Annotated in this window: 22 protein-coding genes; 12 read left to right on the forward strand and 10 right to left on the reverse strand. The window is 63.2% G+C overall.

The features are described 5' to 3' along the window. Window positions 1–14: 14 nt before the first annotated feature. Both ACN50D_RS10135 and ACN50D_RS10140 read right to left on the reverse strand, forming a co-directional pair. On the reverse strand, window positions 15–680 hold the full coding sequence (locus ACN50D_RS10135) for a YoaK family protein (RefSeq protein WP_054781194.1): 666 nt from the start codon (window positions 678–680) through the stop codon (window positions 15–17). Between the two features lie 14 nt (window positions 681–694). Further along, window positions 695–2,248, reverse strand: coding sequence for an MBL fold metallo-hydrolase (locus ACN50D_RS10140; RefSeq protein WP_003942885.1), 1,554 nt, complete (start codon window positions 2,246–2,248; stop codon window positions 695–697). Window positions 2,249–2,492: 244 nt separating this feature from the next. On the opposite strand from ACN50D_RS10140, the gene ACN50D_RS10145 reads away from it, so the two are divergent. Next, the gene (locus ACN50D_RS10145) at window positions 2,493–3,470 is read left to right on the forward strand and encodes an ABC transporter substrate-binding protein (protein WP_003942949.1); all 978 of its coding nucleotides are present in this window, start codon (window positions 2,493–2,495) and stop codon (window positions 3,468–3,470) included. Window positions 3,471–3,502: 32 nt separating this feature from the next. Here ACN50D_RS10145 and ACN50D_RS10150 read toward each other — a convergent pair whose 3' ends face one another. Next, window positions 3,503–3,988, reverse strand: coding sequence for a hypothetical protein (locus tag ACN50D_RS10150; RefSeq protein WP_042922885.1), 486 nt, complete (start codon window positions 3,986–3,988; stop codon window positions 3,503–3,505). Between the two features lie 71 nt (window positions 3,989–4,059). Then, a complete protein-coding gene (locus ACN50D_RS10155; protein WP_003942926.1) occupies window positions 4,060–4,938 on the reverse strand; it encodes an alpha/beta fold hydrolase in 879 nt (292 codons plus the stop codon). A gap of 98 nt (window positions 4,939–5,036) precedes the next feature. On the opposite strand from ACN50D_RS10155, the gene ACN50D_RS10160 reads away from it, so the two are divergent. Next, the gene (locus ACN50D_RS10160) at window positions 5,037–6,995 is read left to right on the forward strand and encodes an AfsR/SARP family transcriptional regulator (protein ID WP_209448080.1); all 1,959 of its coding nucleotides are present in this window, start codon (window positions 5,037–5,039) and stop codon (window positions 6,993–6,995) included. A gap of 4 nt (window positions 6,996–6,999) precedes the next feature. Here the strand turns inward: ACN50D_RS10160 and ACN50D_RS10165 are convergent, their stop codons facing one another. The 4 genes from ACN50D_RS10165 to ACN50D_RS10180 form a co-directional block, all read right to left on the reverse strand. Continuing rightward, window positions 7,000–8,574 carry a carboxylesterase/lipase family protein gene (locus ACN50D_RS10165; RefSeq protein WP_211921730.1) on the reverse strand — a complete coding sequence of 525 codons (1,575 nt, stop codon included), beginning with the start codon at window positions 8,572–8,574 and terminating at the stop codon, window positions 7,000–7,002. A gap of 25 nt (window positions 8,575–8,599) precedes the next feature. Continuing rightward, window positions 8,600–9,277, reverse strand: a complete 678-nt coding sequence (locus tag ACN50D_RS10170) for a GAP family protein (protein ID WP_064113576.1) — start codon at window positions 9,275–9,277, stop codon at window positions 8,600–8,602. A gap of 74 nt (window positions 9,278–9,351) precedes the next feature. Then, window positions 9,352–11,046, reverse strand: coding sequence for a two-component system, sensor protein (locus ACN50D_RS10175; RefSeq protein WP_116057689.1), 1,695 nt, complete (start codon window positions 11,044–11,046; stop codon window positions 9,352–9,354). Then, the gene (locus ACN50D_RS10180; protein ID WP_058038412.1) at window positions 11,043–11,702 is read right to left on the reverse strand and encodes a response regulator; all 660 of its coding nucleotides are present in this window, start codon (window positions 11,700–11,702) and stop codon (window positions 11,043–11,045) included. The genes ACN50D_RS10175 and ACN50D_RS10180 overlap by 4 nt, the downstream gene beginning before the upstream one ends. Before the next feature lie 173 nt (window positions 11,703–11,875). Between ACN50D_RS10180 and ACN50D_RS10185 the strand changes: the two genes are divergently transcribed. The 3 genes from ACN50D_RS10185 (at window position 11,876) to ACN50D_RS10195 (ending at window position 18,297) form a co-directional block, all read left to right on the forward strand. Next, window positions 11,876–13,321 carry an MFS transporter gene (locus tag ACN50D_RS10185; protein WP_083954726.1) on the forward strand — a complete coding sequence of 482 codons (1,446 nt, stop codon included), beginning with the start codon at window positions 11,876–11,878 and terminating at the stop codon, window positions 13,319–13,321. A gap of 76 nt (window positions 13,322–13,397) precedes the next feature. After that, entirely contained in the window at window positions 13,398–16,793 is a 3,396-nt protein-coding gene (locus ACN50D_RS10190; protein ID WP_211921732.1) for a BTAD domain-containing putative transcriptional regulator, read from the forward strand. Between the two features lie 118 nt (window positions 16,794–16,911). After that, window positions 16,912–18,297, forward strand: a complete 1,386-nt coding sequence (locus ACN50D_RS10195) for an FAD-binding oxidoreductase (RefSeq protein ID WP_042922891.1) — start codon at window positions 16,912–16,914, stop codon at window positions 18,295–18,297. Here ACN50D_RS10195 and ACN50D_RS10200 read toward each other — a convergent pair. Next, window positions 18,278–19,606, reverse strand: a complete 1,329-nt coding sequence (locus ACN50D_RS10200) for a diacylglycerol/lipid kinase family protein (RefSeq protein ID WP_075834794.1) — start codon at window positions 19,604–19,606, stop codon at window positions 18,278–18,280. The two genes, ACN50D_RS10195 and ACN50D_RS10200, sit on opposite strands and share 20 nt — an antisense overlap. Window positions 19,607–19,746: 140 nt before the next feature. Here ACN50D_RS10200 and ACN50D_RS10205 point away from each other — a divergent pair, with 140 nt between their 5' ends. The 4 genes from ACN50D_RS10205 to ACN50D_RS10220 are packed head-to-tail and all read left to right on the forward strand — an operon-like array spanning window position 19,747 to window position 21,719. Continuing rightward, window positions 19,747–20,181 (forward strand): hypothetical protein, encoded by a 435-nt coding sequence (locus ACN50D_RS10205; RefSeq protein WP_054826733.1) that lies wholly within the window; start codon window positions 19,747–19,749, stop codon window positions 20,179–20,181. After that, entirely contained in the window at window positions 20,178–20,441 is a 264-nt protein-coding gene (locus ACN50D_RS10210; protein ID WP_007730221.1) for a hypothetical protein, read from the forward strand. Before ACN50D_RS10205 ends, ACN50D_RS10210 begins: the two co-directional genes overlap by 4 nt. Further along, entirely contained in the window at window positions 20,429–21,073 is a 645-nt protein-coding gene (locus tag ACN50D_RS10215; RefSeq protein ID WP_054188290.1) for a TetR/AcrR family transcriptional regulator, read from the forward strand. Before ACN50D_RS10210 ends, ACN50D_RS10215 begins: the two co-directional genes overlap by 13 nt. Window positions 21,074–21,083: 10 nt before the next feature. Then, window positions 21,084–21,719 carry a DUF5701 family protein gene (locus ACN50D_RS10220; RefSeq protein ID WP_003942937.1) on the forward strand — a complete coding sequence of 212 codons (636 nt, stop codon included), beginning with the start codon at window positions 21,084–21,086 and terminating at the stop codon, window positions 21,717–21,719. Here the strand turns inward: ACN50D_RS10220 and ACN50D_RS10225 are convergent. Next, window positions 21,716–23,149 carry an amidase gene (locus tag ACN50D_RS10225; protein WP_211921734.1) on the reverse strand — a complete coding sequence of 478 codons (1,434 nt, stop codon included), beginning with the start codon at window positions 23,147–23,149 and terminating at the stop codon, window positions 21,716–21,718. The two genes, ACN50D_RS10220 and ACN50D_RS10225, sit on opposite strands and share 4 nt — an antisense overlap. A gap of 116 nt (window positions 23,150–23,265) precedes the next feature. On the opposite strand from ACN50D_RS10225, the gene ACN50D_RS10230 reads away from it, so the two are divergent. Genes ACN50D_RS10230 through ACN50D_RS10240 form a run of 3 tightly spaced genes read left to right on the forward strand, consistent with a single transcriptional unit; the run spans window position 23,266 to window position 26,065 of the window. Continuing rightward, window positions 23,266–23,850: a TetR/AcrR family transcriptional regulator gene (locus ACN50D_RS10230; protein WP_232319079.1), complete on the forward strand. Its 585-nt coding sequence runs from the start codon at window positions 23,266–23,268 to the stop codon at window positions 23,848–23,850. Then, window positions 23,847–24,701, forward strand: coding sequence for an alpha/beta fold hydrolase (locus tag ACN50D_RS10235; protein WP_054188294.1), 855 nt, complete (start codon window positions 23,847–23,849; stop codon window positions 24,699–24,701). Before ACN50D_RS10230 ends, ACN50D_RS10235 begins: the two co-directional genes overlap by 4 nt. 59 nt (window positions 24,702–24,760) lie before the next feature. Then, a complete protein-coding gene (locus ACN50D_RS10240) occupies window positions 24,761–26,065 on the forward strand; it encodes an HNH endonuclease signature motif containing protein (protein ID WP_211921736.1) in 1,305 nt (434 codons plus the stop codon). Window positions 26,066–26,095 lie beyond the last annotated feature (30 nt).

Below are 26,095 nucleotides of genomic sequence, written 5' to 3' on the forward strand. Positions count from 1 at the left end.
GTGTCTGGCTCTTTCTACACCTTTGCCGGAGACGGGGGCGAGACCCGCCACGCGACGGCGATCAGAACAACCGTGAACGCCGATGCGGGCCACAGAGCGTGAAGACCGATCCACCGATGAACGAGCGCACCGACCACCGCGCCCGCGATCAACCCCGCGCACATCCCGAAGTGCTGCAGCCACGCCCACTTCGGGCCACCCAGAAAGGCTCCGGTCAGACGCTGGCCCATCTTGACCAGCGCACCGGTCATGTACGTGACACCGATCGTCACCTCGCCGTCGCGCTGGAACACCGAGTTGACGGCTCCCATCGCCAAAGCCATCGCCGAGATCGCGCCGGGGGTGACGTCGAGGCTGCTCATCACCGAACCGATGGCCAGCAGCCCGGCTACAACCGCGAGCACCGTCACCTTGCGGGCCCGGACCGAATAGCGCTCCGTGAAGTGGGTGACGACGGTTCCCAGCGCGATTCCCAGAAGGAAGAGCACGATGATGCCGCCGGCCACCCGCGCGGTCGACCACACCCCGTCGGCAAATGCGACGCTCGCCTGCGTCATGTTGCCGCTCATGAACGAAACGAAAGGCCCACCGAGCGTGATGAATCCGAGCGCGTCGACGTAACCGGCCAACCCGGCGAGCGCTGTCGCCAGGCCGATCAGCGACCTGCTGTATCCCGTCACCCGACGAGCTCGGTTCAGCTCAGCTTGCTGGTGCGCAGCTCGTGGCCCTTGGACGTCTTGCAGCGGCCGGTCTCGAGATCCCACTGCCAGCCGTGCAGATCGCAGGTGAGGTTGGTGCCGTCGACGACACCGAACTTCGACAGGTCAGCCTTGAGGTGGGGGCAACGACGCTGAATCTCGTACCCGCCCAACTCGATAGACGCGCTGTCGTCGTGGGCCTCGGCGAACCAGCCGTCGGCGTACGCGATGCGCTCGTCGGTGAGGCACTTGAAGAACGTGTAGAGGAATTCGTTGTACCCACCGATGCGCCACGCCGTGAAGCGTGTCGACAGGAAGATGGTGTTGACCCAGTCGGGCTCGTCGTCGCGCAGAACGGTGCGAACCAGTTCGGGAGCGATGCGGAAGCCGTAGCGGTACTTACCTTCTCCGTCGATGGGCTCACGAACGATCCGCTTCGGGAAGTCGAGGACGACCGTCTCCTCTCCCATCACGAGTCCGACGGGGTAGCCGATTCCGTCGCAGATCAGATCGGACTGAGCCATGATCGGCTCGAACTTGGCCTTGAGACCGTCGAGCAGCGGCTCGCCTTCGGCCGGAGCCCACGTGGCCTTCTGCGCGGCGATGACCGGTGCCATCTTCTGCGCCATCTTCTCGATGTACTCGGCCTTGTTGGAGAAGATCTTGTCGACGTCTGCGTCCGGGATGGGATGCGTCAGCGCGACCTTCTCGCTTCCGCGAAGTTCGACGGCCGAGCCGGGGATCATCAGCAGACCACGATCGTTGCCGTTGATGCGCATCTGCTCGAGGAACGTGATCTGGTCGGGGAAGATGTTTCCCTCGTCGCCGTGATCGTCGTTGAGGTAACGCAGGTCGTCGTCGAGGAAGACCGGCGGGCCGGCCGACGGAACAACCCAGGCAGCGTCGACCTGGGAGATGTAGTTGCGGCAACGGTCCATGCCGCGCTGACGCTTCTGCTTGCCGAAGTTGCGCTTGGTGCCCTTCGGGATGTCGTAGACCATCGGGTACCAGATCGCGCCCGAGTACTGCAGCAGATGGATGTCGACCTTCCCGAAGGCGTCGGTCAGCGGGTCCAGATCGACGGGCCTGGCGTCGTTCATGTTGAAACAGGTGGTTTCCCCGTCCGAGACGACGAGGCCCGAGTCACCGATCGGACCGTCCGCGGGAGCGCGCAGAGCGATGATCATGATGTCGAGATCGCCCTTGGGACCGCTGACGGTGTGCTTGACGGAGTCTTCCGTCTCGAAGAACTTGTGGAAGCCGAGCTTCTCGAGTTCACGCTTGAGGTCCGGCACCGGGTAATCGGGGAGCAGGACTGTGGCGTCCTTGTTGACGTGCGCGATCAGATTCTTCGGATCGAAGTGGTCCTTGTGCAGGTGCGAGACGTAGAGGTAGTCGCAGTTGCCCAGCGCGTCCCAGTCCAACTCTGTGTTGTCGGGGAACGGCACCCAGGACGCAAAATACGTCGGGGTCACCCATGGATCACACAGGATGGATCCGGCCTCGGTCTGGATGTGAAATCCTGCGTGGCCGACGCTGGTGATCTGCATTGCAACCTCCGAAATCGTACTGCTGGTCAACTCAGCATAGTCGGCGCGATCAGGGCCAAATCGCGATCGAGGAGGCGGCCGGTTGTGACGTCATGCACGTCAGAGGTCGAAAGTGGGTTGTGAATCAGACCTGCCGGTGACGCGGACAACACTCTCTGTGCTGGCGTGTTCGCCGTATTTCTTGGCGTTCGCGGGAGCTGTTTCAGCATTCCCGAAGACAGCCCCTAAGGCTAACCTAACAAGCATGACTCGACTCCTTTCTCCCTCCACGACCGATCGCGACTACTGGGCGATCGTGGACAACCTGACGCGACGCGGTTTCTTCGGCGTCGGCGCGGGCGTCGCTGCGGCCGCGTTTCTCGCCGCGTGCGGCAGCACGGAAAGTTCGACGCCCGAGAACGCGGAGACCTTCGAGTTCACGCGCGGCGACGAGAAGCTGATCATTCCGACGGACCCACAGAACGTCGTTGCCCTCGATCCGCGGGACGGCCTCGAATTGTCGATCCTCGCCGGATACCCGGTGACCGCCTACCCGACCGGCGCAGCCGAACACCTGCGCCGTGAGGTCCCGGATGCCACGGGTGTCGAGATCTTCGCCGAAGGTGCTTCCGATCCCAACTTCGAATACATCTCGACTCTCGGCGCCGACCTTCTCGTCCTCAGCGCCGGCTGGTGGGACACCGGGTCGTACGGCAACGACCGGATGCAGCAGATCGCACCGGTCCTGCCCGTCGGCAAGGACTTCACCCCGGAGTGGCGGAAGGTCATGTCGGACTTCCTCACCGGCATCGGGCGCAGCGATCGCGCCGAAGAAGTACTCGCCGAGTACGACGCCCATGTAGCTCAGGTCCGCCCGACCGTCGAACCGCTGATGGCCGGCAAGAAGGTTGCCTTCGTCGCCGCCGCGGAGGATCAGATCGCGTGGTTCCAGAACGATTTCCGCACCGCCGTCGCCGAGGACCTGGGATTCGAGGTGCTCCGTGAAGGCCCCGACCTTCGCGTGATGCTCGGATCGGAGCAGTTCAACCGTCTCGAAGAAGCCGACGTCATCTTCGCCTTGGATCGCAGCGCCTCCGGCAGCGTGTACACCTCGCCGACGTGGCAGCGTCTGCCCGCCGCGCAGGCTGGTCGAGTGATTCCCTTCGACTACTACAAGGCCGCGGGATACGCCTTGACCGCCAAGGTTCTCGTCGACGACTTGGCGGCCGGGGTCAAGCGGTAGAACCCGACCTTCGTCAACCCGACGGGCCCCGATCATTCGGCACCGGCGGCTCGTCCTGTCACGCGGTCCCGAAACTCGCGGAACGCTTGGAAACCACCGGTGAGCGCCCGCGCCAGTTCCTCGGCGCTGTCGACCCAGACGACGTCCTCCAACTCGGAAACGTCGTCGGGCTCGTGATTGCGCTGGGGAACGAGAAACGTCGGGTCACCCTGAGGGTTGACGATCAGGAACCCAGCCGCCGCGCAGAGGTCGTAGACGAACGCGCACTCGGCAGGCGACAGCGTCGCGTGGAAGATTCCACCACTGAGTGGATCGCTCTGCTCGAGCGAGTCGAGATGAAGGTCGGAGAAGGCCCCGTCGATCGTCAATGCCCTGTCGTCACGGTCGACGATCTCGCCTCCGTACGGGCTCTCGACCACGCGCAGCCCGTGCTGATCGAGGAAAGCGGCGACCGCCGCCCGATCAACATCGAGTTGCACGTCCTTCGTCACCCGCATGAAGTGCAGCGAGAAACCCATCGATCCCCCTCGTCCATTCGCGACGCACGTGATGCGCTCGCCAGTACCTCGACAGCCGAGAAGCGTCAAAACTACCTCTCGAGTAGGGTCCGGATCGCCTCGACCACTTCGGCAGGCGCCTCTTCTGCCATGAAGTGACCTGCGGACAGCGTGCGGTGCTCGAGATCGGGCGCCCACGCTTTCCACAGGGCCTCGGCGTCGTAGCCGAGCATCGAGCCCCAGTCCTGCTGAATGACCGTGACCGGCATGTGCAGTTGGTTGCCCGCCTCCCGATCGGACTGATCGTGTTCGATGTCGATGCCTGCCGACGCCCGGTAATCGGCAACGATCGACGGCACCGCCTCCCGTGAGGCGCGCAGGTATTCCGCCCGCACGTCTACCGGAATCGCTTCGCGGTTCTGCGTCCACACGTCGAGAAAGTACTCGAAGAACGCATCGGCGCTGGCGCTGATCATCTGCTCGGGAAGACCAGGTGGCTGAGCCATGAGATAGAGATGGAACGCCACAGCAGCATTCGATCCATGCAGGATGTCCCACATATCCAGGGTGGGGAGCACGTCCAGCGAGCCGAGTTGCGTGATCACATCCGGATGATCCAGCCCCGCTCTGACGGCAACCAGTGCGCCACGATCGTGGCCGACGAGGGCAAACTTCTCGTGTCCCAATTTCCTGGCCACCTCGACGATGTCGGCAGCCATTGTTCGTTTGGAGTAGGTGTCCGGGTTTTCCTCGACCGGTTTGTCGCTGGCTCCGTATCCGCGGAGATCCGGGCAGATGACGGTGTGATCCGACGCCAAGGCAGTGGCTACGTGACGCCACATGAGGTGAGTCTGAGGGAAGCCGTGCAGAAGGACGAGTGGTGTTCCGCTTCCGCCGACCGCGACGTTGAGCCGCACTCCGTCTGCTGTGGAAATCTGCTGGTAGTCGAAACCTGGAATGGTGATAGTCATCGATCGCTCTCGTTAGTCGGGGTGATGGCAGGTCGGGGTGATGGCAATCAGCTTCGCCGCAGTCGATGAGCGTTCGATGAGCGCGATAGCGTGGGGAAATGCGAGACCACACATTTGAAGCCCCGGCTTTCGGAGTGCTCGGACCCGTGGTCGCGTGGAACGAGTCTTCACACCAGATCGATCTGAAGGGTCCACGACACCGAGCGGTCCTCGCTCGTCTCGTCGTCGCCCGCGGCCGTGTTGTTCCCGTGGACGTGATTGTCGACGACCTCTGGGTCGATCCTCCGTCCGGCGCTACCAGCGCAATACGTACGTTCGTTTCCGCATTGAGGCGTGCGCTCGAACCGGATCGCGCGCCGCGAAAGAAGCCGAAAGTCATTGTCACCGAGGGGCCCGGTTACGCCTTTCATGCAGCACCCGACGCGGTCGACGCTTGGGAATTCGAAAGACTGGTGCGAGAAGCCGCAGATTCGACGCCGGCGCAATCACTCGAACTGCTCCGAACCGCGCTGCAGCTGTGGAGAGGGCCGGCCTACGCGGAGTTCGCCGACGAGCCTTGGGCCCGAACGGAGCGATCACGCTTGGAGGAACTGCGTCTGACTGCCGTCGAACGCTTGGCATCCGCGCAGCTCGATCTCGGGCGAGCTGCCGAAGCGATTCCCGATCTGGATGCCCACGTGACGGAACACCCTTGGCGCGAGGAGGGTTGGCGACTACTCGCTCTGGCGCTGTACCGGTCCGATCGTCAAGGCGATGCTCTGGCAGTCCTACGTCGCGCACGGAAGTTACTCGCCGAAGAGTTGGGCATCGACCCTGGTCCACGACTGAACGACCTCGAGTCCGACATTCTCCGCCGGGAAACCCGCCTGGATCCTGTAGGGGCAGAACAGATCTTCAGTCAGGTTTCGGCAGCGTACGACCGGACCGTAGCGGCAGGATCGAAATCGAGATTGGAGTCAACCGTCGGCCTCCTCCGAAGTTTGGCAGTTGCGGGCGGAAGCGGACTCGAGACTGCCCGAAACCAACGACTGACAATCATCGGCGCCGCTGAACAATTGGACGACGTCGAACTCACCGCGCGGATCATCGGCAATTACGACGTGCCCGGGATCTGGACGCGATCCGACGATCCTCGGCAGGCTACGCAGATCGTCGAGGCCGCTCAGCGCACTCTCGATCGACTTCCGGCCGGCAACGAACCCGCTCGGGCGAGACTGTTGGCGACAATCGCACTCGAATCGCGCGGACTGCCCGGTCATCACGGTCTCGAATGTGCCCGTGCCGCAGTACAGATCGGTCGCGCTCTCGACGATCCAGGGCTCCTGGCCTTCGCTCTGAACGGATTGTTCATGCAGACGTTCTGGACTAACGGTCTGGCCTCCGAGCGCGACGACATCGGCCGTGAACTGGTCGACCTCGCCATTCGACACGGCCTGGCTACCTTCGAGATCCTCGGCCGTCTGATCCGCATGCAAGCCCTCAGCGCCCTTGGGCAATTCGATGCAGCCGAGCTACATTCCGAGACGGTTGATCGATTGGCCGGACGTCACGAACGCCCGTTGGCAGCGGTGTTCACCACCTGGTTTCGCGCTATGCGTACTGCCGCTGCCGGCGCGGAGGCCGCGCACTGCGAGAAGCTGTACGAAGCTGCGGCGGTCAATCTTTCCGATGCCGGCATGCCGGGTCTCGCGGACGGCATACTCCCTCTCGCAATTCTCGCCCTCCGCGTATGGCGGGGACTGCCGGCGATTTTCGACCCGACCACGCAGTGGGGCCCCTACGAACCCTGGGCCCGGCCACACCTGCTCATCGCACAGGGGCAGACGAACGAAGCAGCGAAGGCCGTCGAGGCATTGCCGGACCCGCCCGAAGACCTACTCTCCGAGGCACTGTGGTGCTTGACTGCCGCAGCTGCCACTGCAGTCGGCGACCGTCGAGTCAAGGAGCGTGCGCGAGCGGCGCTCCTACCTGCCGCCGCCGAAATAGCCGGCGCCGGAAGCGGAATGCTAACCGTGGGACCCGTCTCGCACTACCTGGCCGAATTGGAGCAGGGCTGAACCGTCAGGTGAATGCAATCACCGTCTCACCCCACGCCTCCCGGATCTCGCGGTCGAGATCAGCGACGACGGCATCGCGTTTGTCGATCAACAGTGTCGAGCGTGTGTCGGTGTCGTAAGTGGGCCACCCCGGGTCCGCACCCAGTTCGCGATCGTCCCCGGCGTCGTAATCGCCTGCAGCTCTGGCAAAGTCCAACCACCTCGCCTGCATGCGCTCAGAGACATGACGCGCCGCGCTCAATCCACCCAACTTGTAGGTGATGTCTCGTGCCCCGTGGTTGATGTTGCCGAAGACGTAGGCAAGTTCGGTGCCGTGGGTCGCACCGATCTTCAGCGCCTTGAGCATCGGCGGCGCGTAGTCGAAGCGATACAACCACGTCGGCGCAACCTTGCTGTGCGCCTCGGCGATCCACAACGTAGGCAGCCGGAATCCGAAATCACGGGTCAAACCGAGACCGGCGCCCAGCTTGGACAGTCCCGAATACGCGCCTTCGATCTGAGAATGATCCGGTAGCTCGAGTCCTGGATGCTCGTCGGCGATCTCCGCGAACATCGACGTGATCACGACGGGATCGATCGGCATCAACGGCGACTTCATCATCCGGAAGAGCGAAGATTCGTCCTTGTTGGTTCCGATGATCAGCGGAATCGGGTGTGCATTGCCGTGACGGAACGCGCGCACCGGGTAGTCAGGGAGCAGATCACCGTCGACGATCGGCGCGAACGCCAAAGTGCCAGGCGTCTCTTGGGGGACGCGAGCAAACAGTTCGTCTGACGGCCCGATCAAGTCTTCGGCAGACGTGGACCGCAACAGACCCAGATCGCTTCCGCCGCTGAAGATCTCGAGAAACAGCTTCGCGACGATCTCACCACGTTCACTACCGTACACCGAAGTGGCGGGCGAACTTTCGGCAATAGCGCGATGAAACAGGCCGCGAGCGGACGGGACGGTCATCAGCGTCGTCACCGCGCCGCCACCTGCCGACTCGCCGAACAACGTCACTTTGTCGGGATCGCCACCGAAAGCCGCGATGTTGCCTTGAACCCATTGCAGCGCTGCAATCATGTCGCGGAGAGCGACATTGGGCTCGAAGGTATGTTCACTCGAATTGAAGGACGAGAAATCGACGAAGCCGAACACACCGATGCGGTAGTTGATCGAGACGACGACAACGTCGCCGTTCTCAGCCAATGTGGTTGCGTCGAAAAGTGGTTGGCTGGACGCTCCGCGGAAATACGCTCCGCCGTGAATCCAGACCATCACCGGTTTACCCGGCGCATCAGAACCGACGGGGCCCGGTGCCCACACGTTGAGGAACAGGCAGTCTTCGTCCATCGGAACGTTCTCACCGAGCGGGATCATCGCGAGTCGACTTTGCGGCTCACACGGCCCGAATTCTGTTGCGTCCTGGACCTCGGTCCATGACTTCGGCGGAACCGGCGCGCGAAATCGCAGCGGACCGACCGGAGGTGCCGCGTAACGAATCCCCTTCCAACTCGACACCGAGCCTTCCGTCGATCCTCGAACCGGCCCGTACGTTGTCTCGACTACCGGCGCTTCGCTGGGTGTGATCGTCATTCGATTTCTCCTCGAAAACAAGTTGCTACTTCGACAGGGCTTCGACAACGTGCGAGAGTTCCAATGCTGCCAGCATCAGGAACAAAACGGTCATGATTGCCGCATTGTGGCGGATCAGAGTGCTTTTGGTGGCGCTCAGTGCATCGGTCACCTTCGCCGAGGGCACGGCAGCCAATGCTGACAGCACGATCAAAGCGATGGACGCCCCTACCGCGAACAGGACGGAGTACGCGATCACTGATACCCAGCCGAGGTGCCCGCCACCGATGATCGAACCTGCCTTGAGTTCGAGCGGCAGGTTCTTCGCGTTGGGTACGGTCAACAACAGTCCCAGGACCGCGGCTTTGGCCGGTTGCATCGAGTCGATCTGCGCCAGCCACGACGGCATCGCCGGCTCGGCATCGTCTTTCGGACGGCTACGCCAACTCGAGTATGCGAGCGCCAGAAAACCGACAGTGAACACGACGGCGAACACCGTCTGGACGGTATGCGCGCTGCCGCTGGACTTCGATTCCACTCCGGTGGTCGAAAGTGCCGTCGCTGCTGTGATCGCTGTCGCGGCCAGCACGATGCTCGCGGTGTACGCGAATGCATTTGCCTTCGCCCGAGTGGACAGTAGGATCGCGATGATCGCAACCAGAGGAATCGGGCTGATGACGACGCCGGTGGCGAGTGGGATGAGCTGCGCAGTAATCGATTCCATTTCTGCGACCGTACAAGCGGCCAATCCGGCCATTGGCGAAACGTTCGGCCTCCACGACATCGCCACTCACGGTGTCACAGAAGCACGGCTGTGAGGACCACCCGGTCTTCCTCTTCGACAAGTTCGAGGGACGTTACCGTACCGGCGAGCGATTCAAGCCCGATCCCTGAGTCCCGTGCCACCGGCAGCCGACCCGGCGAACTGATCCGCACTACTACCGCCCGAGCATCGGCGAGTGTCACCTCGAGGAAGACGGGCCCTCCTGCACCGTGTTTCACGGCGTTGGTCAGTCCCTCCGACAGGATCTCCACCACGCTGTCGAGCCGAGCGGAGCCGGAACCGATCACCGCCCAGACTTCGTCGTCGACGTGACTGACGACCGGAATTGCGTAGCGCCACACCGTGACAAGATCATCGATACGCTTTCGGGCATCGGAGTCAGCCGGCTGATCGGATGACGCAGACAGGTCGCTTTCCAAGCCGTCGAGAATGTGGGCAATGGTTGCCGCAACATCGACTGGGCGACCGGCAACGGCGCCCGAAGACCATGCGGCCGCTACGAGTTCGCCCTGCACCGACGAGTGCAACAACCTGGCCAGTCCACGTCGGGTGTGCATGAGCTCGGCATGGATACGAGCTGCATCGAGCGCTTGCCGGCTCAGGGCACTGCGGAGTTGACGCTCCTCGTCCTGACGCTGCGTATCCGCAGCCCTGATCAGGCAGACGGACAGCGCAACCAACGGGTAGACGGCCATCGACGAGAAATAGAAGGTCGGGGTACGGCCGAACACCGTCAGGAGCAGCCACGTCGCGGTACTGCTGATCAGCGCACTCGAGCAGTACACCGCAGAAAGAGTCGCGATCCGTCTCAGAGGGCCGTCTCCGCTGCTGACAACTCGGCGAGCGCACGCATTGCCACCGACGAAGAGCCAGAAACCGACGCCGAGCTGGACCGCCGTGAACGTCACGCCGTAAGTCGTGAGCAGGTAGACGGTCACCAGTGCCGTGTACGCGAACACCGGTACGTACAGTGGCGCCGGTTCAACGCTGCGTACGACGCCGATCAGTCGATCTCTCGCCGTCAGCCGCACAGTCGGCGTCGGTGATTCGATCGGGGGAATCTCCCGGAACAGTCGATGACTCATCGGGCGAACCACGTCGTCGGAGATTCGCTTCAAGAGAGCTGCTCCTCGCACTCCCTCGAGTTCCGTTTCAGCAACCGCGTGCATGACCGTCTCGATACTGCGCTCGAGCTCTCGCCGACACTGCGCACGGGTTTGGCCGAGGCGGAATCGATCCCGGGTCTGTTGGAGTTGGACGGCGGCCCCGGCAACCTTCAAACTCCGTTGCAGCGCGAGGCGGTCACGGAGAGCGCTTACCAGTACGGCGGTCAACGACAAGAAGACAACGCTGCACGCGACGTTGAGTGCCACCCGGACGAGCATCGGTCTGGGGTCGACGGGGAGTTCGAGCGCGCGGGTGATCGCGTCGAGGACGAACGGGCGGATCGCGCCGATCACTGCGAACAGGGCCAGGGCTGCGAGCTGCGATCGGTGTGCTGCAAGAACAGCCCTCGCCATCAGCAGCATCACCCCGACAACGCAGTGGGTCGCGAAGGCGCCGACTGCCATCACGCCTACTTCGCGCACCCCGGTACACAGGTAGTAGTTGGCCATCACGGTCACCGCGAACGGCAGCGTCAGAATCCAGGACCACTTGGTGACGATGTTCCGATCACCGAGTCGAAGCCACCACTCGCGCGGGTTCACACCGAGTCGGTCACTTCGGGCACACCGAAATGGCGGATGAAGATACTCGCAGCAAGCACTCGCGGATTGGTGGACGAATCGTGCGTCAATCCCAGGCTCTCGAGAGTGCGCGCGATGAGCTTCTCCACACCTCGGATCGAGGACCCACGATGCGCTGCGATTGCGCTGTTCGACCACCCGAGCGAGATGTAACGCAGAAGATCGAGCTGTGATCTGGTGAGGCTCGACAAGGCGGAGTCCGGATCACTCCCGAGCGCCGGTGGCTCGGTTTCCGTCAACGCGGCCTCCACTACGCCGATCAACTGATCCGCCGACTGGACAGCCGCCTTGTCCACGAACAGCGATTTCGGCGGCACACCCGCAGAACCTGGCGCTGTCGATGCGTTGGGGTAGTTCGTCAGGAACACGATCGCGCAATGCGGAGCCTTCACGGTGACGATGTTCGCGAGATCGACGCCGTTCGGCCGCACGCCAAGGTCGATGTCCGTGACCAAGAGGTCAGGATCGAATCCGTCGAACTCCGTGAGCGCTTCGACCGCCGATCCGGCCGTATGGACCACGAACCCGGCGTGTGTGAGCGTGTCACCGACGAGCGCACGCATCAGTGGTTGGTCTTCCACCACCAACACCCGTCGCACCCACTGGCTGGTCTCCATGACCAGAGATTAACCGTTGGGAGAGTGCGTATTCGACCGAGCAGGTGGTGACGGATTCCGAGTAACACGGCAGTTATCAACCATGCGGGTTCCAAGCATTTCGCCCGATATGTCCCAAGCGTCGGGGCGCAGGGTGTTCCGAGTCCACACCCCTTCGACCATCAGGACGGGCCATGACCGCACCGATCACCCCGAAGAACACCGCAGTAAGACGAGCCACTCTGCTGGCAGTATGCGTGAGCACCGCAATGCTCATGCTCGACATCGCCGTCGTCAACACCGCCCTGCCGTCGATCGCATCCGATCTCGATACCGGAGTCAGCGCCCTGCAATGGGTGATCGACGCGTACACGCTGGCATTGGCGACGGTCGTTCTCAGCGCCGGATCGTGGGCAGACCGACGGGGTCGACGCCATGTTTTCGTCATCGGCATTCTGTGGTTCACCACGGCATCTCTGTTCTGCGCTCTGGCGCCGAACATCTGGGTGCTCGACCTCGCGCGGGCCGCTCAGGGTATCGGCGGTGCCGTACTCTTCGCCTGCTCACTTGCCTTGCTGGCGGACGTGTTCGAGAAGGGTCCCCAGCGCGCGACTGCTCTGGCTGCATACGGCGCCACGATCGGGGGCGCGTTTGCCGTCGGCCCACTGGTGGGCGGGTTGCTCACCGAGTTGTTGGATTGGCGCGCAATCTTTTTGATCAACGTTCCGATCGGGTTGATCACACTGGCGATGACGGTGCGGTGGGTTCCCGAGTCACGCGATCCTCGGCCTCGCCGCGCGGACGTGCCCGGGCAGATTCTGGTGTCCACCGGCCTGGCAGCTCTGGTGTTCGGTTTGTTACGCGGTAACGAGGATGGGTGGTTCGAGCCGCAGCCGATGATCGCCGCGGTGATCGCCGCGGCCGCCATGATCGGTTTCTCCCTGCACGAGCTTCGTACCACCGAGCCCATGCTGCCCCCACATCTGCTCGCCAATCGGGCCTTCGCCGGAGCGCAGATCGCAGCGTTCTCGATCTCCGCCTCCCTGTTCGCGGTGTTCGTCTACACGACCATCTACCTGCAGAACGTGCTGCATCTGTCTCCCGTGGACGCCGGCCTGGTGTATCTACCGGCGACGATAGCGATGTTCGTCGTCGCGGGCGCCACCGCGAAATTGGACGGGCGCATCCCCGTCTCGGTCTCGTTGACGTGCTCGCTTCTACTCGTCTCGGTGGGGCTGGTCATGATGACCGTCGTCGACGTGACCAGTTCGCCGTACGCGATACTTCCCGGATTTGTTGTCGCGTGCGTGGGGGCCGGGGTGTTCAACCCCGTCATGAGTGGGTTGGTTCTGGGCGAAAGCACTTCGAACCATTCCGGATTGGCCGCAGGGATCAACGACGCGTTCCGGCAGACCGGCATCGCAGTCGGGGTTGCCGTGCTCGGCGCCTTCCTTCCGGCGCAGTCGATGCTGCCCGGCGGACCACCGGACGACTTTGTCGGTGGACTTCGGTTGGCACTGTTTGTCGCAGCCTTCATCGCAGCTCTCGGTGCGTTGGTCTGTGCGGCGACGCTGCGCACTACCAGCGTCAACCAGACTCTCTCCGAGGAATCCGAGCAGATGTTGACGAGAACTAGTTGACCGTTTTGTCCTGCATGTATGAATTTCGCTCCTTAGAATCGAACCGTCCTGCGTCCGCAGGTACGAGGGGAAACGGATGATCTATCGACTGCTCGGGCCGTTGGAGGTCGCACGGGGTCCGGCGACGAGCGACGTGATCGATCTGGGCCCTCGAAAACAACGAACGGTCCTTGCCGTTCTACTGCTCAACCGTGGTCGCGTCGTCTCCACCGACCGGCTGATCGATGCTCTCTGGCACGACGACGCACCGGCGAGTGCGATGGCAAGCATCCAGGCGTATATCTCCAACCTGCGCCGAGCGCTACGCGTCGAAACCGGTACGGCGTCACCGATAGTGCGTCAATCGCCGGGCTATGTCCTCGAGGTCGCTCCGGCAGACGTCGATCTGTCGGTGTTTCTCGACGACGCCGAAACGGCGCGACAACACGCTGAGAACGAACGGTGGCAGGAGGCTTTGACGACCGCTGACCGTGCCCTCGCCTCGGTCCGGGGGCAGCTTCTGGACGACCTGAACGACGCGCACTGGGTGGAGGTGGAAGCCGCAGCCTTCGAGGAAGTGCGGACCGAGTGCCGGGAGACCCGGATAACGGCGCTTCTGGCTCTCGGGCGCCTGGCACCCGCGCTGGTCGAAGCTGCTCAACTCTGTAGCGAGTACCCGTTCCGCGACCGGACCTGCTGGCTGCGAATGGTTGCCCTGCATCGGGCGGGCAGGTCACCGGAAGCGTTGGAACAGTTTCGATTACACGCGTCTCGGCTCGACGCCGAGCTGGGACTGGAGCCCGGCGGGGAGCTGACAGCATTGCAAGGCGCGATCCTGCGCCACGAACCCGGCCTGGCCGCCTGGCCGCGCACTCCGGGATGGACGGGGGCCGAACAAGTGTCGGTCCCGGCTTCTCCCCCAGCCGTAGCAGCGATGCCCGAGACGGATTCCTCACGCTTGTTCGTCGGGCGCGACGCTCAGACGATTGTCGCCGACAAGATGCTCGACGACGTTCGCCGTGGCTCACCTCGCTGGTTGATCTTGACCGGCCCCGCCGGCATCGGCAAGACACGATTCGCCGAGGAGTGTTCGTCGAGAACAACGTCCATTCGAGGAGCCACCGTCTGGGCACGTTGCCCGGAGGACGACGGAACGCCGCCGTGGTGGCCGATCCGCCGACTGGTTCGGGAACTCGGAGCCGACGCCGATTTCGTACTGACGCCGCCGACGGACATCGATCCGGACGAAGCGAGATTTGCCGTCTACGAACGGGTTCGCACCACCATCGAAGCTGCGGCGAAAGATGCACTGTTGACCGTCGTCATCGACGACATTCAATGGGCCGATCCCACGTCCCTTCGTTGCCTGACCTACCTGGTCGGCGCAATGACCAGTGCCAGAGTCTGGTTCGTGTCGACGCTCCGAGACTCGGAAGTCGGGTCGGCAGTGCGCAAGTTCGAAGAAGCCGTACTCCACGGCGAAGGAAACCGAACCATGATTGTGCCGGCGCTCGCGCAGGGCGAGGTTGCAACACTCGCAAGGTGCGTCTCCGGGGACACGCTCGACGACGCGGAGGCGCGAACCCTGGCGGAACGAACCGGCGGCAACCCGCTGTTCGTCTCGGAGTACGCCAGGCTTCCCCGGAACGAGCGACTGGGCGACGGCATCCCCGTCGCCGTTCGATCTGTCCTCGGTCGACGGCTTGCTGCAGTGGAACCGGCAGTGTTGCACGCTCTTCGGGTTGCCGCAGTTATCGGCGACGCCATCGAGGTGTACACACTGGCCGCAGCCACCCGTCTCGATGTCGACACTCTCGCCGACCATCTCGACGCGGCTGCTGATGATCGAATCATCGTCGCGGACTCGGCAAACGGCGGTTACGTCTTTGCTCACGGCCTTCTCCGAGACGAAGTCCTCGAAGCGATACCCACGCTTCGTCGCCAGCGGATACATGCCCGAGTTGCCGAAGTGCTCGAAAATTCCTCCGATCCGGACCGGCTGAGCCGCCGCGCGCAACATCTGATGTCGGCACTTCCCCTGGTCGATCCACTCGTCGTTCTGGAGGCATGCACGGCTGCAGCTCAGGATGCGACCGATCGGTGGAGTTCGGAGACCGCGGCCGAGTGGTGGGAGGCAGCTGTCCGCGCGTTCGACTTACTTCCGGTGTCCCAGCAATCCGCTGACGATCGGGACGACCTGCTGGTGGCCAGAGTCGAGGCCCTCGCCCGCGCAGGTCGAGGGCAGACAGTTCTCGACGTCGTCAATGCCGGTCTCCTCGAGGCTGTTCGGGAGGGGCGAACCTCCGCCGTCGGACGACTGGCAGGCGCATTACTTCGGGCCGCCGGTGCGTGGCCGTGGGTTTCCTACGGTACCGATCCGGGACCACTGCTCGAACGGCTCGCGGCGGTCGAGCCCTTGGTCGAGAACGACAGGTCAGCTCACGCACGGGTTCTTGCTGCGCTGGCGGTGGGAAGTTGCTACCACCCCGAAGCCGAGATCCCGAATCGATGGAGCGCCCGTGCTCTCGACATCGCCCGCGAACTCGACGATCCGGATGTGATCGCGGACGCGCTGCTCGGACGGATTCTGCTTTTCTCCGGAGTCGCGGTGCACAGCGCGGAGTCCATGCGCCTACTGCGCGAGCTTTTCGAACTGCCGCACCAACAATCGCGTGTCGACAGCGTCGTCGCACACGCCGTCGCGAGCATGACGGAGATGAATCTGGCCAATGTCGATGCCGCCGTCAAACACGTCAGGCAGGGGATCATCGGCTGCGAGCTACTGAGACTCCCGGTGGTTCGGGTCCAATTACGCTGGATGGAAGCAACTCTCGCCGAATGGTACGGAGACTTCGCGCAAGCCCGCCGGAAGTACGAGACGGCCAGGCAGATCCATCTGCAAACGGAGTTGTACACGGCTGGCAGCGCAGATCTGGCGTTCAACACTCTGGAATGGGAGCGAGGTGCGTTGGCAGAATCTGATCCCGGTGTCGTGGAACCTGATTCGTGGACCATCGCCATCGACGCCGCCCGAGGCGAGCGCGAGGCCACTTCCGAAGGCATCAAGAAGTGGCTGATCAATCGCGGGCCACAGACGTGGACGACATTGGGACACCAGACACTACTTGCACGCGTCGTGGCAGATCTGGAACTGGTCGAATACGCCGACACGTTCATCGACCTACTCTCGCCACACACCGGCTGCATCGCAACGGTGGGCCATGTCGGTGAACTGGGCTCGGTCGCCGAAGCCTCCGCGCGTCTGCACGCGCTTCTCGGTCACGTCGAGCAGGCATCGACTCTCCTGGATCAGGCCGAGAAGATCGCAACTGGCTCCGGCGGAGCACCAACACTGCTGCGCTGTCGACTGCTTCGGGCGCAGCTCCGAGAGCCGTCCGCCGAACGTGAACGGGAGCTGACGGAAGTGGCGGCCGAATCGGAGACACTCGGCATGTGGGGCGTAGCTGAACGAGCGCGATCGACATGGCCCTGAACTGCGAGAATGCGCTTGGATAAAACTTGGATCCGCTCGGGATACATACGTCAAGAACCACCCAAGCCTGTTCGGACATCCTTCCCTTGACCGAAAGACGGATGAGGAAAGGAAGACCATGAACCTTCAAACCCCCACGCTCGACGCCGCGGTCGAATCACTGCGCGCAGAGGTGACCGGCTCCGTTTCCCTGCCTGGCGAAACGGGATACGAGTTGGCGATTCCGTGGAATGCAGCGGTTCCCGTCGCGCCTGGCGCTGTGGTGGCAGTCGAGAGCGCGCAAGACATTGTCGCAACGGTGCGATTCGCGGCGAAGTTGGGTCTGCGCGTCGGTGTTCAGCGCACCGGCCACGGCGCGGTCCCTCTCGGCAGTGACGTTCTCCTCGTCCACACCGGCAGGCTCACGGAGTGCGTCGTCGACCCCGAAAACCGCACTGCCCGAATCGGCGCGGGCTTGATCTGGCAGGACGTCATCGACGCTGCCGCACCCCACGGCTTGGCGCCACTGGCAGGTTCTTCACCCACGGTCGGAGTCGCCGGCTTCCTCACCGGCGCCGGCATCGGCCCGATGGTGCGCACGTACGGGCTCTCGTCGGATCACGTTCGTTCGTTCGACATCGTCACCGGCAGTGGCGAACTCATTCATGTCACCCCCGACGAACATGCCGAATTGTTCTGGGGGCTACGCGGCGGCAAGGCCACACTGGGCATTGTCACAGCCATCGAGATCGACCTACTACCGGTCACCCACTTCTACGGCGGTGCACTCTATTTCGACGGCGCAGATGCAAGCGCGGTCGCGCACGCCTGGCTGGACTGGGGCGCCGACCTGCCTGAGCACAGCTCGACCTCTCTTGCCTTTCTGCAACTTCCACCCCTTCCACAGGTTCCGCCACCGCTGGCCGGCAGGCTCACCGTCGCGGTCAGATTCGCAAGTCTTGCCGAGGAATCCGATGCCAAGTCACTGATCGACCGAATCCGTTCAATCGCAACACCCTTGATCGACGCAGTCGGTGTGCTGCCTTATGCCGCCCTCGGGGCAGTGCACGCCGATCCCGTCGACCCGATGCCGACGCACGAATCCACGGCATTGACCAACGAGCTGTCACACGAGGCCGTCGACGCACTGCTCGCCGCTGCCGGCCCCGGATCCGGTTCACCCCAAACCGTCGTCGAATTACGTCTCCTCGGGGGCGCCCTCGCACGGGAACCTGAGCACCGCAGCGCCTTCTGCCATCGGGACGCTGCCTTCTCGCTGTTCACCGTCGGAGTTCTTGCCCCACCGATGGTCGACGCGGTAGTCCCGCACGCCGAGACTCTCGGACGAACGATGGCGCCATGGACGAACGGGCATGCACTGCCCAACTTCGCGCCGAGCGTCGACCCGGAGAAGATCGCCCGCACCTACGACGAGGACACCGCTCACTGGCTGAGCGCTTTGGCGGACACGCATGATCCACAGGGAGTTCTGGCCGTCGGTCAGGTCATGCGCCGGATCTCCTGAACTTCGCCAACTCTCGCAACCGGACCAGATCCCAGGCGTGCCGGGGGCGACGGATACCCGGTCGATCTCGGGGGACTCTGACCCTCAGCGCCTGCGGACTGACCGTGCACCTGACCGGAGTTGGCATCACCAGCGCCTCGCCGTCGACGCCGACCGGAATCTCGTCGGTGTCGGCGTCGACGATCACCTCGAATCCGGTGCCCTGAGCCAGACCGTGTTGATGCGCCCTATGGAGCAACCCGATGGCCTGACGGGCACTGCTGACGGAGATCGCGACGATTCCGAGAGTGCCCCTGTCCAATCGCGGCCGATGACCGAGCCCCGCCAGGTCGTTCATCTCGTACGGGCCGTTGCTGACCAGCACAGCCTGTGGACCCACCGCGGACACGCTCGGGGAGCGCGCGGTCAGCACCGCTCCGGCACGTCCGGCGAGGAGATCCGGGAGCATCTGCAAGAAGGTGCTGGTCTTGGCATCGCGGTACTCCGGACTCTGGACTACCTCGGCGTACGCCCCGAACGATGCGTTGTTGACGAAAGTTCGACCGCCGACGTTTCCCAGATCCACCGTGACCTCGACGCCGTCGACGAGCGCGTCGAGGCACCGTGACGGATCCTCGAGATCGAGCCCCAGATCCGCGGCGAAGTGGTTGCGCGTTCCCGCACTGACGACGAGGAAGGGCAGGTCGTTTTCGGCCGCGACAGCAGCAACCAGTGCCTGCGTTCCGTCGCCACCGGCAACACCGAGTAGGTCGGCGCCGTCCGCGACCGCCTGCCTGGCCAAGGCCGTCACGTCGATCTTCTCGGGCCCCTCGAGCAGTGCGACCGTGGCCCCCCGTTCCTCGGCCTTGCGTTTCAAGTCGAACTTCTCGACCTTGCCACCGCCGGAGTTCGGGTTCATCACGAAGAACGGCTTGACGGGCGGCGGTGCCGGTCGCTCGACAACCGGCAATTCCTTCTCCTCCCCCGCCAAGGCGGTGCGAGCGCAGATACCGGCTACCACGAACAACCCGATCGCAAGGAGCACCACCCACAGGAGGCGTTCTCGGACCAGGAAGGTGAGCACCACGATCGGCGTCAGAACCGCCACGGCCAACGAGAGCCAGCGGAGGAATCCGCGGGTGGTCAGAAACCAGTACACGGCTACGACGCACACGACCACCCCACCGATTCCCAGGATCAGCATGGTCAAGGTTTTCAGTCCGGCGAAGATCAGGAGCACCGCGACTGCAAGAACCAGGGCCGCGAAGGCTGCGCGCGCCAACCAACTCTGTTTCGACGAGGGCCGATCCGTGTGGGCAGAGGTCGTCATCGAGCCACCTCCCCGCGATTGTCATTTCGGCCGGTACTTCGACGCTATCCCTTCGAAGCAGGCCAGTCACCTACCGGCAAGAATCTCGCGATCGCGCACTGCTACTTTATGACGACACCTCGTCATAAAAAGGAGTAGCCGTGACAACACCGACGTCCGAAGCGTGGGAATCCGCCGAAGGAACCCTGACCGGCATTCGGAAAGCCGGACTCCACGGACTGCGTTGGACGGCCTGGTTGGCCGGCGCGACAGGTCTCGCACAATTGGTGTCGATCGGGCTGAACTTCACCGACACTGTCAGCGGAATCGTTCCGGCCACGTACCCGCCTGTAGATGTGGCGTGCAGCGTCGTCGCGCTCGTTCTTCTGGTCAGCCTGCTTGTCGGCCGCCCCAACGGTCCCGCGATGTTGTCGAGTCTCGCCCTCCTCATGGCCATGCTGATGGCGCCCACCCTTCACAAACACGCACCCGAGTCGCTCTGGCTGGCGGCGGCACACGCCGTCTCGGTCGTCGCCGTCATCACGCTGTCCGTGATGACTTCGCGGTTCTCCAGTGCCGAGTTGGATCGGTCGTGACACCGGATTCACCCCTCTCGCTTGCAGCTGAGGAATGGATCACTGATCTCACTACCGCGGAGATGGAGCGATTGCGCAAACGCACGACGCTCACACTCGCCGAAGAGCAAGAGGTCTGCCGATCCGTACGCTCGATCGCGCAGCAGATGATGCTCGCACCCGTCTCGATGTGGCAAGGTGATCCGCGCCTTGTTGCGGACCTGTTCGACCTCCCCGTGACCGTGAATCAGACCCAGGAGGATCGACCATGCCGAAGTTGACCGGTGGTGCGACAACCGCTGAGCACAAAATCGCCACCCGAGAAGCCATGTTGGACGCGTTCATTCGCGAACTTCACGAGCAGGGCTGGCAGAACGTGAAGCTGCAGACGGTGGCCCAGGCGGCCGGCGTCTCGCGGACAGCGGTGTACAACTACTTCCCCGACAAATCCGCGTTGCTGCTCGCCTGGTCCACACGCGAGATGGACAGATTCCTACTCCTGGCCGAGCGTGAACTCGCGGACCGCGAGAATCCTGTGGACCGACTCGAAATCCTCGTCAAACTGACACTCGTCGAGTTCTCACTGCAACGATTCACAGGAATCGCGTTGGTCGAATTGTTGTCAGCGCAGGATCGCGAAAGTTTCCTCGAACATATTGTCCCGCTGTCGGTTCTGGTCGAACAGCTCGTCCAGGAAGGTGTCGACGCCGGTGTCTTTGTCGATTCCGATGCTGCCGCATCCGCGCAACTCATCCTCGCCTGCGTGGAAAGCCGACGCCCGATGCTCATGGCCGGCGACCGAGTGGACGCCGTCGTAGCGACCACCGTCCCGTTCATCATGCGCGCGTTGGGCGTTGCGTGGCCGACTTCCCTCGCGGCCGAACCCTCCGATCGCTCTGCTCACGATCGGTAGGATCGCAGATATGCATTTCGACCTCCCGCCCATCGATCAGCAGGCCGAGCGATTGATCGAACTCGGTGTTCACGAGATGGCCGGACTTTCTGCCGGCGATGTCAGGGAGGCCGCAACCGGGCACGGTGATGTCGGACTACTCACCGTGCACGAAAAACTGGCTCCGGCTTCAGTTCTGACTCCGCTGCTCGAGCTCGAGAACAAGCGCGGATTCATAGTCGTCGACATGGCGGACGTCGATTTGTTCGCCCCCACCGAGCAGGCAACGCTGCCCGAAAGCTCATTACATCTGCTCAGTGGAGTCGACCGCGGGGATCACCTGGCCAACTGGAGCCCGGACGAAGCATTGCCCGCAATCGTCGACGCAGACCGTACGCCGCTGACGCTTACCGAAGGCATCCACTGGCTGTTGCAGCGCCCCGACATTCTCGAACGCGGAAAGTGTTTCATGACCATCGGCTCCCGACTGCGCAAACCTGACGGATCCTTCGACACCAGAACTCCCGCCGTGTGGATCAGCAACGGAACCGGTCGCGACGGCAAAGACAACCGCAACGCCCCGAAAGTCGGGTGGTGCTGGTGGGGTAACCGCCACACGTGGTTGGGGTTCGCATCGGCGAGCGACCGGGTACCGCTCCCGAACTAGAGCACGGTGGCGCGGTCGAATCGGTACCGATCCTTCCACGGCATCTCGGCCTCGAGCATTGCAGCGGCAGAGAGTAATTCCGCGTCGCAACCCCATTTCGCCGAGATCATCACGCCGAGTGGAACGTCGTCTTCCGTCCAACCGAGTGGCAGACTGATCGACGGGAAACCGGTTGCATTGGCGACGACGGTGTTTCCTGTGAAAGCGACCATGTCGATCAGTTCGGTCGCGGGGTCTTCGTCGTTGCGCAACTCCCCGATCGCAAGCGGCGGCTTCGTCACAGTCGGAGTGACAACAAGGTCGGCGTCGGCGTAGTCGAGACTCCATCGCCGCGCCCAGGCCTGAACAATACCGATTGCCGCGGCCAGCTCACCCGAAGACACCTCGTTTGCTTGAACTCGCAAGTGCTGCACTATCGGACGCAGAAGGTGTTCGTACTCCTCCGGGATCGGCTTGGTTCCCGCCAAAGACGAGAACATCTTGACGAAAGCATCGATGAAAATGTCATCGCGAGCCTGCGGTCGCTCGAACACGTTGTGGCCCAGCCCCTCCAGCACAGACCCAACCTTCGATACAGCAGCCGAGAGCTGCGCATCCACGGCTCCGCCGGAGACCGATCCGTGAGCAAGAGCGACGGTCAAGGGGCGAGCCCGAACTCCCCCAGCCTGTACGACGAACTCTTCGAACGACTTCGGCCGAGGCGGGTGGATAGTTCCGGCGCCGGGTCGCGTCGCCAGAACGTCCAGCAGCGCAGCGGTATCGCGAACTGTCCGGGCGATCGGCCCCTTGCTCGCAAATCCGAAGTTGTCATGCCCCGCCACGCCCATCGTGATCAAACCGCGGCTCGGCTTGAGGCCGACGACTCCGCACGTACTTGCCGGCGAACGCAACGAACCGGCGGTGTCACTTCCCTGTGCAAACGGCACCAGACCAGCGCCGACGGCGGCAGCAGCGCCGCCACTGCTGCCGGCGGCACTCCGCGTGCGATCGAACGGACTGCGAGCAGGCGGAGCGACTTCCGGCTCGGTGTAACAGGCTGCCCCGAACTCGGGCACCGTCGTCTTACCGATGTCGATCAACCCACCTTCTCGGATCGCCTCGACGATCTCGTCGTCAGCGTCCGGCACGAAGTCGCGAAAGAGCGCCGATCCGAAGGTCGTGCGAATGCCGCGCGTTGCATCGAGGTCTTTGATTGCCGTCGGAACGCCGAACAGCCGCGGAAGGGGCCCGGCGTCCCGCTCGTCCAACCTGCGCTGCGCTTGTTCGGCGAGGGCGACTGCGTGCTCCCCGGCGATCGTCGTGAAGGCGCCGACGTCATCGGAAGTGGTCGCACGGTCGACGAAGTACCTGGTGACTTCGGGAATCGAGACCTGTTTGGCGGCGATCACACCGGCAAGTTCGACGGCGGACAGTTGATGGAGATCGGTCATCGGGCAGCGCTCCTTGGAGGTCGATGGACACTTGTAATTTCGATACGCGTATCGCTATTGTTGTCAGCATGGTATCCGAATCCACCAGCTCTGCAAGGGCTGGTCGACCAAAAGCATTGAGTCACAGACAGATTCTTGATGCCGCGGCAGAGATCGCCGATACGGACGGCCTGGATGCGGTGTCATTTCGAGTGCTCGCCGAACGACTCGGCATATCGCCGATGTCCGTCCACCGCACAACCGGCGGCATCGACGCCTTGAGGCGAGATCTGATCTCGACTCTCGTAGGCGAAGCCGTCTCGTCGATCGACTGGCCGACCGATTGGCGCGGGGTTGCCCGCACGTTCGCCTACGGCCTCCACGACCTCCTGATGCGCCATCCCCTGGTCCTGGAAGCCCATCGGCAGGCATCACTGGAAGCACCCGGGGCCGACGATACCGCCCACCGAGTCGTGAGCGCCCTTTCCTTGGCAGGCCTCGAGGACGAGCAGGCCACGTACGCATACGGCGCGCTGCATGATTTCGTCACCGGACACGTCGCAATTCAATTGGGACGCGGCGCTTTCGACAGCGCACCTGCCGATCGACGCGAGGCATCGGTGTTCGCACTTCATCACGATCCCACCCGAAGGTTCGAGTTCGGAGTCGCCCTCATCCTGGACGGTGTGGCGTCGAACGCGCAGCAAGGAACCACATCATGACGAGCAGCGTGACCACAACCGAAATTCGCGACGCGTCGGGGCGTCGTATCGCATTCTGCGAGTACGGCGATCCGACTGGCCAGCCGGTAGTCGTGGCCCACGGATCACCTGGCAGCCGATACGAAGGGCTCTCACTCCACAACGCGTCTTCGACGGCAGGCATACGGCTGATAGTCCCCGATCGACCCGGCTTCGGACGCACGGATCCGTACACGGACAAGGGATTTCATTCCTGGGACGACGACTTCGTCACCCTGGTCGATCACCTCGAGTTGGGCTCGGCCACACTGATGGGTTTCTCCGGAGGCGGCGGTTACGCGCTCGCAGTCGCTGCAGCCGTTCCCGAACGAGTCTCGAAACTGGTGCTGGCGTGCGCCATGATCCCCGGGGCACCGCGAGATACTTTGCGACGCAGAATAAAACTGGTATCTGCGTTGTACTTTGCCGCCAACTGGGCTCCCCGTGTGGCCGGCGCAATACTCGCAGGAACCGGAGTGTTCTCCAAGCTACGCAGCGACTCAGTCTCGATCTGGCCGGCCGCCGATCAGGCCGTCATGACCGACGAGGTACATCGCCCCGCTCTCCAGTTGGATTCATCCGAAGGGATCGCACAGGGCGGATCCGCAGGGGTTGTCGACTTGGCTCGGTATCGCCACGAGATGCCTGGACTCTTCCAATCGATCTCGGTACCAACGGTTTTCCTACACGGAACCGACGACGGAAACGTACCCATCGAAGTAGCCCGCTGGGCACACTCGTTGATTCCCGACTCTCGCTTCGAAGAGATCAACGGAGGCGGCCATCTGTTCGTCGTCGCGGACCCCACTCCACTCCTTCGCGCCCTCGCCTAATTCCCTCTTGACTCGAACGCGTGTTCGAGTATGATTTGGGGAGGGGATCGGGGGATTCAATGAGTGTCTTGTTGTCGGATGTGGTGTCGGGTTCTGCGGTGGGGTTACGCGGACGGTTGTGGCAGTTGACTGCTGCCGAGTTGCGCGCTGCTGCCGTCGAGGCGAGTGCGGAGATTCTGCGCCTGGAAGCCGTTCGAGTGGCCGTGGTCGACGAGTTGTCGTTGCGCCCGGATGATCAGGTGATCGCGAGCCGCGGGGTGGGTGCGTGGTTGGCGGGCAACACGATGCTGCAGGTTCGGGACGGGAAGAAGATCGCCGCGTTCGGTGCAGCGTTGCGGCCGTTTCCGGCGGTCGCGGCTCGGTTCGATGGCGGGGACTGCTCGTTCGAGCATGCCGTGTTGATCGTGGCGTTCTGTGAGTCACCACCGAAGGGCATGCCAGACGCCGCGCTCCCTCGCTGTATCGACCTACTGTTGGCGGCTGCGTCGGATGTGGAAGCGACGACCACGAAAGTGCGGAACGTGATCGCGACCTTGGAGCGGTTGTTCGAATCGGATGAGATCCCGCCCGCCGAGGATGTCGATCTCAATGAGTTGCGGATCGCCTCGACGCTCAATGGTCGGGTGGTGGTGCGTGGTGATTTCGATGCCCTCACCGGTGAAATGTTGTTGTCGGCGTTGTCGAATTTGACGATGCCGACCCCGGCACCGGACGGAACCCCGGATTCTCGGTCGGCGGCCAAGCGGACGGCCGACGGGTTCACCGAACTGATCCGCCGGTACCTCGACTGCGCCAAAACCGGCACCGACGGTGGTCAGCGCCCGCACGTGAACGTGCACATCAACGCCCGCGATCTCGCTGAGCACCGAGACTGCGCCGCCACACCCTCGCCCGATGGTGGTGGAATGGCTGTGTCGGATCTTGATGTCGGGCACATGCCCTGGCTCGGACCACTCTCGGTGTCGCAGACCCGACTCCTCGGATGTGATTGTTTCCTCTCCACCGTCCTGCTCGACAGTCACGGCGCGCCCTTGGATGCGAAACCAGGAAAGAGGTTGGTCACCGCCGAACAGCGAGTGGCGTTGATCGCCCGAGACAGGGGCTGCGCGTTCCCGGGGTGTTCATGTGTGCCTGCCTGGACGGATGCGCACCATATTAAGCACTGGGCGAACGGTGGCCCGACGGTGATGAACAACCTGGTCCTGCTGTGCCGTTCACATCATCGGTTGATGCACCGGAAATCAGGGTTCGTCGGGAAATGGGTGATCCGAATCGGCGCCGACAACAAACCCTGGTTCGTCCCGCCACCCTCGATCGACCCCGGGCAGCACCCGCGACCGGCGAACACCACCTTCAAAACCTGAGAGGTCAAACCTCCTCGGCGACAACAGAAC

It is taken from the genome of Rhodococcus sp. SB1D (assembly GCF_048573875.1).
Taxonomy (GTDB): Bacteria; Actinomycetota; Actinomycetes; order Mycobacteriales; family Mycobacteriaceae; genus Rhodococcus_F; species Rhodococcus_F qingshengii.

Coding starts and splice junctions, on each gene's coding strand:
- ACN50D_RS10140 (WP_003942885.1), bottom strand. CDS start 2,248: ATGCAGATCACCAGCGTCGGCCACGCAGGATTTCACATCCAGACCGAG.
- ACN50D_RS10145 (WP_003942949.1), top strand. CDS start 2,493: ATGACTCGACTCCTTTCTCCCTCCACGACCGATCGCGACTACTGGGCG.
- ACN50D_RS10150 (WP_042922885.1), bottom strand. CDS start 3,988: ATGGGTTTCTCGCTGCACTTCATGCGGGTGACGAAGGACGTGCAACTC.
- ACN50D_RS10155 (WP_003942926.1), bottom strand. CDS start 4,938: ATGACTATCACCATTCCAGGTTTCGACTACCAGCAGATTTCCACAGCA.
- ACN50D_RS10160 (WP_209448080.1), top strand. CDS start 5,037: ATGCGAGACCACACATTTGAAGCCCCGGCTTTCGGAGTGCTCGGACCC.
- ACN50D_RS10165 (WP_211921730.1), bottom strand. CDS start 8,574: ATGACGATCACACCCAGCGAAGCGCCGGTAGTCGAGACAACGTACGGG.
- ACN50D_RS10170 (WP_064113576.1), bottom strand. CDS start 9,277: ATGGAATCGATTACTGCGCAGCTCATCCCACTCGCCACCGGCGTCGTC.
- ACN50D_RS10180 (WP_058038412.1), bottom strand. CDS start 11,702: ATGGAGACCAGCCAGTGGGTGCGACGGGTGTTGGTGGTGGAAGACCAA.
- ACN50D_RS10185 (WP_083954726.1), top strand. CDS start 11,876: ATGACCGCACCGATCACCCCGAAGAACACCGCAGTAAGACGAGCCACT.
- ACN50D_RS10190 (WP_211921732.1), top strand. CDS start 13,398: ATGATCTATCGACTGCTCGGGCCGTTGGAGGTCGCACGGGGTCCGGCG.
- ACN50D_RS10195 (WP_042922891.1), top strand. CDS start 16,912: ATGAACCTTCAAACCCCCACGCTCGACGCCGCGGTCGAATCACTGCGC.
- ACN50D_RS10200 (WP_075834794.1), bottom strand. CDS start 19,606: ATGACGACCTCTGCCCACACGGATCGGCCCTCGTCGAAACAGAGTTGG.
- ACN50D_RS10215 (WP_054188290.1), top strand. CDS start 20,429: ATGCCGAAGTTGACCGGTGGTGCGACAACCGCTGAGCACAAAATCGCC.
- ACN50D_RS10220 (WP_003942937.1), top strand. CDS start 21,084: ATGCATTTCGACCTCCCGCCCATCGATCAGCAGGCCGAGCGATTGATC.
- ACN50D_RS10225 (WP_211921734.1), bottom strand. CDS start 23,149: ATGACCGATCTCCATCAACTGTCCGCCGTCGAACTTGCCGGTGTGATC.
- ACN50D_RS10235 (WP_054188294.1), top strand. CDS start 23,847: ATGACGAGCAGCGTGACCACAACCGAAATTCGCGACGCGTCGGGGCGT.
- ACN50D_RS10240 (WP_211921736.1), top strand. CDS start 24,761: ATGAGTGTCTTGTTGTCGGATGTGGTGTCGGGTTCTGCGGTGGGGTTA.